General features: G+C 65.0%; 8 protein-coding genes. 4 read left to right on the forward strand and 4 right to left on the reverse strand.

From position 1 onward, the window contains the following. Nucleotides 1–17 precede the first annotated feature (17 nt). Nucleotides 18–593: a TonB-dependent receptor gene (locus tag ASF00_RS04285; RefSeq protein WP_156348154.1), complete on the reverse strand. Its 576-nt coding sequence runs from the start codon at nt 591–593 to the stop codon at nt 18–20. On the opposite strand from ASF00_RS04285, the gene ASF00_RS04290 reads away from it, so the two are divergent. From ASF00_RS04290 to ASF00_RS04300, 3 genes are all read left to right on the forward strand, one after another. Beyond that, entirely contained in the window at nt 558–1571 is a 1014-nt protein-coding gene (locus tag ASF00_RS04290) for a cupin-like domain-containing protein (protein ID WP_082463206.1), read from the forward strand. The genes ASF00_RS04285 and ASF00_RS04290 overlap by 36 nt on opposite strands. Then, nucleotides 1568–2773 (forward strand): ROK family transcriptional regulator, encoded by a 1206-nt coding sequence (locus tag ASF00_RS04295; protein WP_055874550.1) that lies wholly within the window; start codon nt 1568–1570, stop codon nt 2771–2773. The genes ASF00_RS04290 and ASF00_RS04295 overlap by 4 nt, the downstream gene beginning before the upstream one ends. A 99-nt stretch (nt 2774–2872) precedes the next feature. After that, nucleotides 2873–5401, forward strand: a complete 2529-nt coding sequence (locus ASF00_RS04300; protein WP_055875412.1) for a glycoside hydrolase family 3 protein — start codon at nt 2873–2875, stop codon at nt 5399–5401. 9 nt (nt 5402–5410) lie between these two features. Here ASF00_RS04300 and ASF00_RS04305 read toward each other — a convergent pair whose 3' ends face one another. The 3 genes from ASF00_RS04305 to ASF00_RS04315 are packed head-to-tail and all read right to left on the reverse strand — an operon-like array spanning nt 5411 to nt 9851. Continuing rightward, nucleotides 5411–6931, reverse strand: a complete 1521-nt coding sequence (locus ASF00_RS04305) for a tryptophan halogenase family protein (RefSeq protein ID WP_055874552.1) — start codon at nt 6929–6931, stop codon at nt 5411–5413. Further along, nucleotides 6928–8361, reverse strand: coding sequence for a tryptophan 7-halogenase (locus ASF00_RS04310; protein WP_055874554.1), 1434 nt, complete (start codon nt 8359–8361; stop codon nt 6928–6930). The genes ASF00_RS04305 and ASF00_RS04310 overlap by 4 nt, the downstream gene beginning before the upstream one ends. Further along, entirely contained in the window at nt 8358–9851 is a 1494-nt protein-coding gene (locus ASF00_RS04315) for a tryptophan halogenase family protein (protein WP_443024381.1), read from the reverse strand. The genes ASF00_RS04310 and ASF00_RS04315 overlap by 4 nt, the downstream gene beginning before the upstream one ends. A 258-nt stretch (nt 9852–10109) precedes the next feature. Here ASF00_RS04315 and ASF00_RS04320 point away from each other — a divergent pair, with 258 nt between their 5' ends. After that, entirely contained in the window at nt 10110–13319 is a 3210-nt protein-coding gene (locus ASF00_RS04320) for a TonB-dependent receptor (RefSeq protein ID WP_055874559.1), read from the forward strand. Nucleotides 13320–13384 lie beyond the last annotated feature (65 nt).

Below are 13384 nucleotides of genomic sequence, written 5' to 3' on the forward strand. Positions count from 1 at the left end.
CGACTGCTTATGTCAGACTATTGCCGGTCGCCAAACTCATTCGCGTTGTGGTTGCTCCAGAAGCGGAAGCGCACACCGGCAGACAGCAGCCTCGCCTCCCAGCGAACGTCGCGAGGGTATTTCCGCGACTTCACCTTGCTATGGTCGGGCGTCCGAAGCAGGTTCGTGGCATCCATTGTCAGGGTGACATGGTTGTGCACGTTGTAGCTTGCAGGCAGGTCGAGGCGACCTACCGCATCCGAATAGACCGTGGTGAATACGCCGGGAGCACCGAGGCCATCGACGTTGGCACTCCTGTAATCATACGCCAACCGCACGCTTGCGGGACCAAGTTCGTACAGGCCGATGATGTTGAAGCTGTATTTCGAAACGCCCGGCACCGTATTGCGCCCGCCCGCGAGATTGGCGGCCGCGGGCACAATCTGCTCGCCGTCGATATAGGTGAGGTTGGCCTGCGCGCCGAGACCGCGCAACGGTCCGGGCAGGAAGTCGAAGAACGTGGTAGCGGCGCGCGCTCCAGCCTTTCGTTTCCGGGATAAGCAAGGCAAAGCAGCCGCATGGATACGATCGGTAAACCAGTCCGCGAATGGCACGGCGTCACGAGGCAGATTTTCGAGACTGAGATCGTACCGATGGGTGAACCCGCGGTACTCCGCGGTCTGGTGGCGGACTGGCCGGCTACCCTCGCAGGATCGCGTACGGAGCGCGACCTGGTCGCCTATCTGGCGTCGCATGACTCGGGCACGCCGCTGTCTACCTATGTCGGCGCCCCCGCCATTGCCGGCAAATTCTTTTACCGCGACGACATGAACGGCTTCAACTTCGACCGCGGGACGGCGCCTTTCCGTGCCGTGGCCGATATGTTGCTCGGCGATCTGACGTCGGGAACCGGTCCATCAATCTACAGTGGCGCTGCATCCGCGGTGGAACACTTCCCGACATTCGCCGCCGACAACCCGATGCCGCTGCTCCCGCCGACGACATCCCCCAGGTTGTGGATCGGCAATGCGGTGACGGTATCGACGCATTACGACACCGCGGACAACATCGCCTGCGTGGCCGCGGGCCATCGCAGCTTTACGCTGTTTCCTCCCGAACAGGTCGCGAACCTGTATGTCGGGCCTTTGGAAAACACGATTTCCGGCCAGCCCGTCAGCATGGTCGACCCGTTGGCGCCCGACCTGGACCGCTTCCCACGCTATGCCCTGGCAGTCGGAACCGCGCGATCGGCGGTGCTGGCGCCCGGCGACGCGATCTATGTGCCGACGATGTGGTGGCATCACGTCCGCTCGACCGAGCGCTTCAACCTGCTCGTCAATTACTGGTGGAGTCCACCGAACGATGCGTCCGCTTTCGAAGCGTTGATCTACGCGATGCTCGCCGTCCGCAACCGGCCGGCTGCGGAGCGCCGGAACTGGCGGGCGTTTTTCGATCATTATGTGTTCGACGCCGACGCGGCCGACGCGGAGCACCTGCCGGCCCATGCACGCGGTATCCTCGGACCCAGCAGCCCAGAGAGAACGGCGCTCATGCGCGAGTTCCTCCAGCGGGGACTGGGACGACGCGCATGACCGACCGGCGCCACGCCCGGCTGACGGTCAGCCTGTCCGGTACGAACCTCGAACGCGCGGCGGATTACAACCAGCGGGTGGTATTGCAGGCGATCCGTTTGCGGGCCGTGACGACCCGGCAGGAACTGGTCGCGGTGACCGGTCTGACGCCGCCGACGATCGCCACAATCACCCGCCGCCTGATCGCCGCGGGCCTGGTTCAGATCGTCGGACGCCTGCAACAGGGGCGCGGGCAGCCCGCCGTGCAATTGGCGATAGACCCCGATGGTGCGTTCGGCATCGGCGTCAACATCGACCGCGATCATTTGACCTTCGTCGTTCTCGATCTCGCGGGAAATGTCCGCGCACGCGTGTCGCAGGACATCGCCTATGCCCTTCCCGACCAGGTGCGGGCATTCGTCGCCGGCGCGGTAACGACCTGCTGCGACGACCCCCGCGTGATCGTCGACAGGATTGTCGGCGCAGGCATCGCGGTGCCCGAACCGTTCAGCAAAGCCGGCTTTCATGATCAGCCCGCGGGCTATTCGGTATGGAACGACCTCGACGTCGCAGGCTTGCTGGCGGACCTGATGCCTTGGCCGCTGCATGTCGACAACGATGCCGCAACTGCGGCGTTGGGCGAACTGGAGTTCGGCTCGGGCCGCAATTGCCACAATTTCTTCTACCTGCTGATCGGAGCAGGTCTTGGCGGCGGCCTGGTGATCGATGGCAGCTATTACCGTGGCGCATCCGCCAGAAGCGGGGAGGTCGGCTATATTCTGAGCCGCGTTCCCGCCTCGAGCGGAAAGTCGATCGAAAGCCGCGTGTCGCTTTCCGCTTTATACGATCGCCTGTCGGACGCCGGATGCACAAGCGGGACACTTGCCGCACTCGGCTTGGAGGACGGTCGTGCGCAGAGCGTCATCGACGCGTGGATTGCCGAAGCCGCCGAAATGCTGGTCGACCCGATGATCGCGATCAATTGCCTCATCAATCCACAGGCGGTGCTGGTCGGAGGTCGGCTGCCCGAACCGCTGATCGATGCCCTGGTCGCGGCCTTGACGAACGCGCTTGCCCACCACGCCGCCGATATGCCGTCGATCGCGCCGATCCGGCGTGCCGCGATGGCCGCCGACGCACCGGCGGTGGGCGCGGCGTTGCTGCCGTTCAGCGATCTCATGCTGCCCTCGGACGCCATTCTGATGAACGTCGGGCGCGACTGATCGCGTGTCGTGAAAATCAAAATTAATATTGATTGACGACGCCTCCCAAGTGGTTTGAAACGCGACCAATCCCGCAAGACGGGAACCGGGGAGAGAATGATGAAGACGAAGCTTTCGGTCGCCAGCGTCCTGGCGCTGCTGGGTGGCACCACGGCGATCGCGCAGACGGGGCCGGTTTCGCTCTCTCCCGTCGCGCATGCCGAGACATGGGCAAAGGTCGCGGCGAAGCCCGCGCTCGATCCCAAGCTCGAAACCAGGATCGGCGCCATCCTTGCTGCCATGTCGATCGAGGACAAGGTCGGGCAGATCATCCAGGCCGATATCGCGACCGTAAAGCCCGAAGACCTCAAGACCTACAAGCTCGGCTCGGTGCTGAACGGCGGGAATTCGGCGCCCAACAACGACGAACTGGCACCGCCGGCGGCATGGCTGAAGCTGGCCGACGCATTCTACGACGCCTCGATGGCGCGCACCGACGGTCGGCCGAAAATCCCGACGATCTGGGGGACCGATGCGGTTCACGGCAACAACAACATCGTCGGCGCCACCCTGTTTCCGCACAATATCGGGCTGGGAGCGGCCCGCGATCCCGCGCTGATGGAAAAGATCGGCCGCATCACCGCACTCGAGACGGCCGCGGCCGGGCTCGACTGGAGCTTCGCGCCGACGCTGGCGGTCGTGCAGGACGATCGGTGGGGGCGCACCTATGAAAGCTATTCCGAAGAGCCGGGCGTGGTCGCCAGCTATGCCGGCCCGGTCGTCACCGGCATCCAGGGCAAGGTGGGTTCGCCAGATTTCATGACGCCGGGCCACGTCATTGCGACCACCAAGCATTTCGTCGGCGACGGTGGCACGGGCGGACGCGATCAGGGCGATACCAAAGTCTCGGAGGTCGTGCTGCGCGACGTTCATGCGGCGGGATACCCACCCGCGATCGAAGCCGGCACCTTGACCGTGATGGCCAGCTTTTCGAGCTGGAACGGCGAGAAGATGCACGGCAACAAGACCTTGCTGACCGACGTGCTGAAGGGCCGGATGGGCTTTAACGGCTTCGTTGTCGGCGACTGGAACGCGCACGGCCAGATTGCCGGGTGCAGCAACGAAAGCTGCGCGGCGGCCGTCAACGCCGGCCTCGACATGTTCATGATGTCGGGCGACTGGAAGGCGCTGTACCGCAACACGCTGGCGCAGGCCAAGTCGGGCGAAATCGTGCCGGCGCGTCTCGACGACGCGGTTCGTCGTATCCTGCGCGTGAAGATGCTCGCCGGGAGCTTTACCGCGGGCAAGCCCTCGACGCGACGTTATGCCGGACAGTTCGGCCTGATCGGCTCGGCGGAAGGGCATGCCATCGGACGCCAGGCCGTCCAGGAATCGCTCGTGCTGCTCAAAAACAACGGGGGTGTTCTGCCGCTCAAGCCCAAGGCGAATATTCTTGTCGCCGGTAGCGCCGCCGACGATGTGGCGCAGCAGGCGGGCGGCTGGTCGATCACCTGGCAGGGCACGGACGTGCCGAAGCGCGGCTTCCCCAATGCGACGTCGATCTGGACCGGCATCGACCAGGCCGTACGCGCCGGCGGCGGTACCGCCACCTACTCGCCGACGGGCGCCTATACCGCGAAACCCGACGCCGCCATCGTCGTCTTCGGCGAGACCCCCTATGCCGAATTCATGGGCGACCGACCGACCCTGGAATATTCACCGGGCGACAAGAGCGATGTCGCGCTGCTCCGCAAACTGAAAGCGGCGGGCATCCCGGTCGTCGCCGTTTTCCTGTCGGGCCGCCCGATGTGGGTGAATGCCGAGCTTAACGCATCGGATGCCTTCGTCGCGGCGTTTCTGCCGGGGAGCGAAGGCGCGGGCGTCGCCGACGTGCTGTTCGCCGGCAAGGACGGCAAACCCGTTCATGACTTCCGGGGCAAGCTGTCCTTCTCGTGGCCCAAGCGTCCCGACCAGTATGTCCTGAATGCCCGCGATTCCAATTACGACCCGCTGTTCAAATTCGGGTACGGCCTCACCTATGCGGATCGCGCCGTGGTCGGCAAACTGGACGAAACGCGTCCCGCCGGCATGGCGGTCGACGCGGGCGGCGTCTTCTTCACGAAGGGGCGCGTCCCCGACGCGTGGAGCCTGTCGCTCGGCGAAGGCAGCAGCGGATCGACGCGCATCGTCGGCAATAGCGGCCGGAGCCCGGGTGGCGCGCTGACGATCGCCGGTATCGATCGCAATGCGCAGGAGGACGCCCGGCGTTTCAGCTGGACAGGCACGCACGAGGCGGACGTCAGGATCGAGGCCAACGCGCCGCTCGACATCGCCCGCGAGGCGAATGGAGAACTGAGCATGATCGTCCAGTTCCGAACGGATGCGAGCCCCGTGTCCGCCGTCGCGCTCTCGATGGCCGGCCCCGGCAAAACCGCTACGGTCCCGATCACCGGCATTCTACACGCGGCACCGATCGGCGAATGGAAGTCCTTGGCGATCCCGCTCAAATGCTTCGTCGCCGCCGGGATCGATCCGCACAAGGTCACCGAGCCTCTCATCATCTCAACCGCGGGGAAACTGACGCTCTCGATCTCCGACGTTCGTCTGGCGCATGCCGATGGGCCGGTCGCGGCGTGCCCGACCCGCTAGATCGGCGTTTCAGATAGCGGCGCAGTTTGCGCGGATATAGTCCGATTGCGACGGCATCTGCGCGATCGTCTGGCGGATCCCCAGCCGCATCCGCTCCACGGCCTCGACGAGCTTTGATTCGTCGAGGCCGTCGACGATCGGATCATAGCCTTCGGGCGTGATGCCCTGCCCCAGCATCACCGCGACCCAGCTCGCAAGCGAGAACAGCTCGTCGTCATAGCGGAAGAAGCGGCCTTTCGCGCGGAACAGCTCGGTCTTCCGGCGCAGACTGTCGGGCACGGTCATCGTCCGCACATGGTTCCAGAACGGGGAATCGTCCCGCGTCGTCGCGTGATAATGCAGGATGATGAAGTCGCGCACGCCGTCATATGCGCTGCTCATCAGGCGGTCATATTCGCCGGCCTCGACCTCAAGAAACCGTCGATCGGGGAACAGCGCGAGAAGCTTGGCGATCCCGGTCTGGATCAGATGGATCGAGGTCGACTCCAGCGGCTCCAGAAAGCCGCCGGACAGGCCGAGCGCGACCACGTTGCGGTTCCAGAACCGCTTGCGCCGCCCCGTGACGAACGCCAGACGGCGCGGATCGGCGATCGGCGGCCCTTCGACGGTGGAGAGCAACGTCGCCTCAGCATCCTCGTCGGAAATATGCGCGCTCGAATAGACATAGCCGTTGCCGGTGCGGTGTTGCAGCGGGATGCGCCACTGCCAGCCGGCGCTTCGCGCCGTCGAGCGCGTGAACGGCACAGGGTCGCCGATGTTCGCCGTCGGCACCGCGACAGCGCGATCGCATGGCAGCCAATGGCGCCAATCCTCATATCCGGTCTTCAACGCACCTTCGATCAACAGACCGCGAAAGCCCGAGCAATCGACGAACAACTCGCCTTCGACGCGCCGGCCGCCGTCGAGCGTCAGGCTCTCGACGAACCCATCTTCGCTACGCAATCCGACATCGACGATCCGCCCCTCGATACGCTCGACCCCGCGCGCTTCGGCATAGGCGCGCAAATATCGGGCGTAGAGCCCGGCGTCGAAATGGAACGCATACGGCAATGTGCCGAAGGGCGACCGGGGATCGGGCGATTGCCGCGCGAACCGCCCCGCCGCCGCCGCCACCGCGCACGGCGCATAATGCCAGATATCGGCGCACTGGCCCTGTTTGGCGAGCTTGAGGAAGAACTGATGGAAGCTCAGCCCTTCGATATCGTGTCCGAACTGGCCGAAGGGGTGAAAATAGCGCTCGCCGATCCGCCGCCAGTCGACGAACTCGATGCCGAGCTTGAACGTGCCCTGCGTCTTCGCAACGAAATCATCCTCGTCGATGCCCAGCATCTGGTTGAACGTCGCGATCGTCGGAATCGTCGCCTCGCCGACCCCGACGGTGCCGATCTCTTCGCTCTCGATCAGACGAATACGCGGCTGCCCCGCCCCGCCCTGCCTGCTGCCGAGGAACTTGGATAGCGCCGCCGCGGCCATCCAGCCGGCGGTGCCGCCGCCGACGATGACGACCTCGCGGATGCTGTGTTCGTTCATGCGTTCGTCCTCAAGCTCGCCAGGTAGGCGCGATGGGTCGGCGCGGCGGCGACCGCCGTCGACAACCGCGCCCGAAAATCAGCCATCGCGGCGCGCGCGCGTGTCGGGTCGACCGCCGCGGCCAACACGTCGCCGCGCTGCGGCAGGATGCCCTGCCCGAGCAGCACCGCGTGCCAGCTGTCCCGATCGAAGCTCTCGCCATCGCGGATCGGCAACCGTCCCCGTTCGCGAAACAGCGTCAGCGTCTCGGCCAGTAACGGCGGCAATGCGACGTCACGCGCGGCTTGCCAGAACGGCTCAGGTCGATCGGACGTCGCATAGTGCAGGATCAGGAAATCGCGCAGGCGATCCGCCTCCTGCCCCGTCTCGCGGTTGTAATAAGCGAGCTCGACCGCGTCGAAATCGCGATCGGGCAGCGACGCGACGAGCCGGTCGATCTGCGTGTGCAGCACGTGCAGCGGGGCGGCTTCCAGCGGCTCCACGACGCAATGCGCCTCGCCGATCGCCACGACATTGCCGATCCAGGCGCGCGATCGCCTACCGCTCTGGAACCACCGGACCTCGCCCGGTTCGTGGCGCGCCCCGCTTGCGTAAACGATCGCCGTATCGGTTCTGCCGGGCAGGCACGACGTCAGGCGCCACCCGCCATCGATCGCTTCGACCTGCTCCAGGGGTGACAGGAAAGGTTCGAAAGGCGCGGCATCCGGTGTCCCGAGCGCCTGAACGACGCTGTCGCACGGCAGCCACGGCGACCAATCCTGCCAATCGTCGCCGAACTGGCCGATGAGCCGCGCGTCGCCGTTGGTCGCGTCGATGTAGAGATCCGCCTCCAGACGCCCACCATCGTCGAGATGAAGCGCCGTCACGCGGTGGCCGTCCACCTCCGCGTGCCGCATCCCGCTGGCCGTCACCACGACGCCCAAATGTCGGGCATAAGCTTCGATGAACCGGCGATAGACGCGCGGATCGAGCTGCAGCCCGTTGGCATAGCCACCGAGCATGTCGCCGCGCGGCGGGATGAACCGTCCCGCTGCCGCCAGCGCAGCGGCCGGGGCGAAGCTGTCGAACGGCTCCATTCCCCCCAGACCTGCCCAGAGCGTGGCAAAGGGCACTCCATCGACAGGCATCCCGGCGGGGCCATAGGCGTGCGTATACTCGGCGCCGCTCCACCCCGAGAACCGGGTGCCGAGCCGGATGCCCGCGCCGGTCCGCGCCACGACGTCGCGCTCGTCCAACCCGATATCTGCATGGAACTCGCCGATCGACGGCGATGCCCCGCCGAACAGATCGACAAATCCGGGACGCAGGTCCGCGACCGGGATCACCGCGACCGAGATGCCGGGCACACGCGACTTCAGCGCGGCCGCCGCGCTCCAGCCCGCAACCCCGTCACCGACCACCGCGATCGTTCCGATCCGCCTGTCGCTCATGCCGCAGCCGCGCCCGATTGCGCAATATAGGCGGCGTGATCGGGCATGGTCATGACCGCGTCGCGCGTTTCGGTGCGCAACCGTGCCAGCGCCTGGGCGAGCGCGGCATCGGACGGCTGATCCGCACGCTGGTCATATCCCGCCGGCACCACCCCCTGCCCCAGATACACCGCGATCCAGCTCGGCTCGAGGAATACGCCCTCCCGATAGGTCATCACCCGCCCCCGCTTTCGGAACAGCGCCAGTTTCTCCGCCAGCGTATCGGGCACCGCCATCGTCCGCACATGATCCCAGAACGGCGAATCGTCACGCGTCGTCGCATGGTAATGCAGGATCAGGAAGTCGCGGATCCGGTCATATTCCAGATCGACCACCCGGTTGAACGTATCGCGGTCGACGGGTGAGATCGGCGTGGCGGGGAACAGCTCCAGCAACTGGGTGATCGCCAGCTGGATCAGATAGATGCTCGTCGATTCCAGCGGCTCCAGGAACCCGCCGGCCAGCCCAACGCCAACGACGTTTCCGACCCAGCTACGCGCCCTTCGGCCAGCCTTGAAGCGCAGCATGCGCGGGTCCGCCAGCGACGTGCTTTCGATCGACCGCAGCAAGGCGTCCTGCGCCGCGCCATCGTCGATATGCGCGGACGAATAGACATAACCGTTGCCGACCCGGTGCTGGAGCGGAATACGCCACCGCCAACCGGCGGGCATCGCGGTCGCCGTCGTATAGGGCTTCAGCGTCCCCGCGTCGGCGCAAGGGACCGCGACCGCACGGTCGCAGGGCAGCCAGTGCGACCAGTCTTCGAACGGCTCGCCCATGGCCTGTCCCAGCAGCAGCGAGCGGAACCCGGAGCAGTCGACGAACAGGTCGCCCGTCATCCGCCGGCCATCCCCGAGCACGACCGCGACGACATCGCCCGTGCTGCTTCGTTCGACATCGACCACGCGTCCCTCGGTGCGCGTCACCCCCTGCCGCTCGGCCCGCGCGCGGAGAAAGGGCGCGTAGCGCGTCGCGTCGAACTGATACGCATAGCCGAAGGTCGACAGCAGCGATCGCGGATCGTCCAGCGGCGGCGCGAACTTCGCGTGACGCGCCGCGACGACCGGCAGCGAATAGTCCGGAAGCGTGGCGATCTGGCCGGCGCGGCTGAGATAATGGTGGAATCCCACCCCGTCGACGTCATGCCCGAAGGCCCCGAACGGATGGATATAGCTGTCGCCGATCCGCGCCCAGTCGCAGAACTCGATGCCCAGCTTGAACGTCGCGCCGGTCGCCCGCATGAACTCGGCCTCGTCGATCCCGAGACGCGTGTTGAACGCGCGGATATGCGGCAGCGTCGCCTCACCGACGCCGACGATGCCGATCTCCTCGGACTCGACGAGATGCACGTCTGCAACGGTCGGTCCCGCGACGGCGGCCAAGGCCGCAGCGGTCATCCAGCCCGCCGTGCCTCCGCCGATAATGACGACCCTGATCGGAACAGGCCTGATCGGTACGGGCCTGATCGGTAAGGGCTGCGGCGGGTTGATGGCACATTCCTCTCTCTTGCCAAGGCTGCACGGTATTACCGTGTCGGGGCAGTGTGACCTGTACGCAACAGACTAACGAAAATCAAAACAGTTAAAGCCGTGGTGCGCAGGTTTGCCATTGCTGTCGCGGCGAAACGGAGGCTAGTCCGACATAATCACCCGCGTTTTGCGGGAAAGAGAGCCGGTGGACATCTGAAGCCGGCCTTGGGGAGAGTCTGAATGCACGTCAACGCCTCGCGTAGCGCATCGCTATCGTTCGTCCGCTCGCTAGGTATCGGCGCGTCCGTCATGGCGCTCACTGCCAGTGCGCAGTCCGTCGCGCAGACGGTGACCCAGCCTACCGCCCCCACGACCAACAGCCAGGACGGCGGCATCTCGCGCTCGACCGATCCGGTGGTCGCTGGCGCTGCCGCACCCGACGCGCAGACGGGGACACCTGCAACCGGGCAGGATCCCGTGGCGGCCCAGACCGACGCCGCGACCGGCGACGAGATCGTCGTTACCGGCATCCGCGCCAGCCTGGCGAACTCGCAGGGGATCAAGCGCGATGCCGACACCGTCGTCGACGCGATCACCGCCGAAGACATCGGCGCGCTGCCGGATCGCTCGGTAACGGAGGCGCTCCAGCGCGTACCCGGCGTGTCGATCAGCCGCTTTGCGGCGGGCAACGACTCCGATCACTTCTCGGTCGAGGGATCCGGGATCGTCATTCGCGGGCTCAACTACGTCCGCTCGGAATTCAACGGTCGCGACAGCTTCTCGGTCAATGGCGGCCGCGCGCTCAACTTCCAGGACGTCTCGCCCGAATTGCTCGGCTCGGTCGAAGTCTATAAGAACATGACGGCCGACCAGATCGAAGGCGGGATCGCCGGAACGGTCGTCCTCAACACGCGCAAGCCCTTCGATAGTAAGGAACCGGTCGTCTACGTGTCTGCGGACATGAATTATGGCGACTTTTCAAAGAAGGGCTCGCCCGCGATTTCCGGCCTCGCCTCGCGGAACTTCGACACGAACATCGGGCGTTTCGGTGTGCTCGTCGGTGGGTCGTATTCGCAGCTCTTCAGCCGCGCAGACGGGTTGCAGGTCACCAACTACCAGGCCCGCTTCAACGGATCGCAGGATATCAACGGCGACGGGGTAACCGAAACCGATACCCTGGCAGGGCTTGCCCCGGGCCAGGTGGCCTACGCGCCAGTGGGCGCCGGCGTCCGCACGCAGGAATTCAACCGCGAGCGCATCGGTGCGGCCGGCGCGCTGCAGTTCGAATCGAACGACAAGTCGCTGCTCGCCACGCTGCAGTTCGTCCGCAGCGACGCACGCCAGACCTGGGGCGAGCGCACGGTGGAAACCGTCTCCGACGGCATCGACCGCGCAACGGCGCCGCGGCCTGGCACAAACTACACCTTCGGCGACGACGGTCTTTTCGAGACCGGTACGATTTCGCTCGATCGCGGCTATGTGCCTGCCGGCGGTCAGCAGCGCGGCATGGTCACGCAGCTTGCCAATCGCGGCGTGAAGACGCGGGCGGTCACCAACGACTTCGGCGGTAACGTAAAGTGGCAGGCAACCGAGAAGCTCGCGTTCAACTTCGATGGCCAATATGTGAAATCGACCACGAAGCAGACGGATATGTCGGTGTATGGATCGACCTTCGCCGACGTCGCGCTCGATCTTACGGGGAACACGCCCGACATCAGCTTCCTCGCCCCTAACGGCGCGAACAGGCAGGCGTATTTCGCGGATCCGGCGAACAGCTATTACCGGGCGGCGATGGACCATTTCGAGGACAACAAGGGCAATGAATGGGCGTTCAAGGCGGACGCGACCTATGATTTCGGCGACGACAGCTTCCTAAAGAAAGCCAAGGTCGGCGCACGCTATGCCGATCGCGACCAGACGGTGCGCTACTCGCTGTATAACTGGGGCGTGCTGAGCGAAGTCTGGGATGGCTCCGGCCCCGTTACCTTCGCCGATACCAATCCGAACAGCTACGGCTTGTTCAGCTTCGACAACGTGTTCCGTGGTGACGGTCCGTCCGAACTCGGTGCGAACTACATCAATGGGAACGCAGCATCGAGCTATGATGCGGTCGCCGCACAGGTGCAGGCGGTCAACGCGATCTGGCGCAATCAGAAGGGCGCGAATTCCGGCGGATGGACGCCGGCTGGCCAGCGCGCTGGTGTGATCGCGGGCACGAGCTTCCTGCCGAGCGAGGTCTACACCAATTCCGAAGAGACCAAGGCCGCCTATGCCCGGCTCGACTTCGGCACACAGGGCAACGATCTGTTCGGCGGCCTGAAGGTCTCGGGTAACATCGGCCTGCGCTACATCCAGACCACGGACAAGGCGAACGGCTTCTTCACCTTTCCGACGCGCAACCAGATCATCGGCAGCGCCGCCAGCGTCGCGACCTTCTGCGGTCAGCCCGCACAGACGAGCCCCTTTTGCGGTCTGACCTCGGCACAGCAGCAGGATGTCCTGACGTTTTCCAACGGGACCGCGATCAACCAGACGACGCGCAACCGCTTCGATCATTTCCTGCCGAGCTTCAACCTGAAGGTTGGCGTCACGCCGAACCTGATCTCGCGCTTCGCCTATTCGAAGGCGATCTCGCGGCCAGGCTTCGAACAGTTGCAGAGCACGACCCTGATCGCACCGACCAGCGGCCTTTCAGTGTTCCAGCTCGAAGGCGGCAGCCGCAACTCGAACCCCTTCCTGAAACCCGTCGAGGCGAACCAGTTCGATCTCACCGCGGAATGGTATTTCGCGAAAGTCGGGTCGTTGACCGTGGCGGCGTTCTATAAGGATCTGTCGAACGTCATCGTTGCCAACGTCGCGCAAACCCGCTCGATCACGAACAACGGCATCACGCAGAACGTGCTGTTCGTGGCGCCGCAGAACGCGGACAGCCACAGCAACATCAAGGGCTTCGAAGTCGCCTACCAGCAGACCTATGATTTCCTGCCGGGGCTGCTGTCGGGCTTCGGCGTGCAGGCCAACTATACCTTCGTCGATCCGTCCAACATCCCGCAGGGCCGTGGTGCGCAGGCCACCTCGCCGACCACCACGATCGACGTATCGCGCCTGCCGCTCGAAGGGCTCTCGCGCCACACGATCAACGGCGCGCTGTTCTACGAGAAGGGCCCGTTGTCGCTGCGCGCCGCCTATAATTGGCGCTCGCGGTACCTGCTGACGATCCGCGACGAGATCGCCCCGTTCCTGCCGATCTATTCCAGCGCGTTCGGGCAGCTCGACGGGACGATCCTGTACTCGGTCAACGACAACTTCAAGATCGGCTTCCAGGGGGTCAACCTCCTCGACAGCACGACGAAGACGGAGTCGGTCATCAACGCTGCGGGCCTGCGCGCGCCGCGCAGTTACTTCAAGAATGATCGTCGATTCTCGCTGACCACGCGGATGAAGTTCTGATCCGGGCGCAGGCCTAATATTGCCGCCACGTCTGCAGCTCCCTGTCATCGCCTACGCAGCGGGGA

Source organism: Sphingomonas sp. Leaf34, from assembly GCF_001421805.1.
In the GTDB taxonomy this organism is placed as follows: domain Bacteria; phylum Pseudomonadota; class Alphaproteobacteria; order Sphingomonadales; family Sphingomonadaceae; genus Sphingomonas.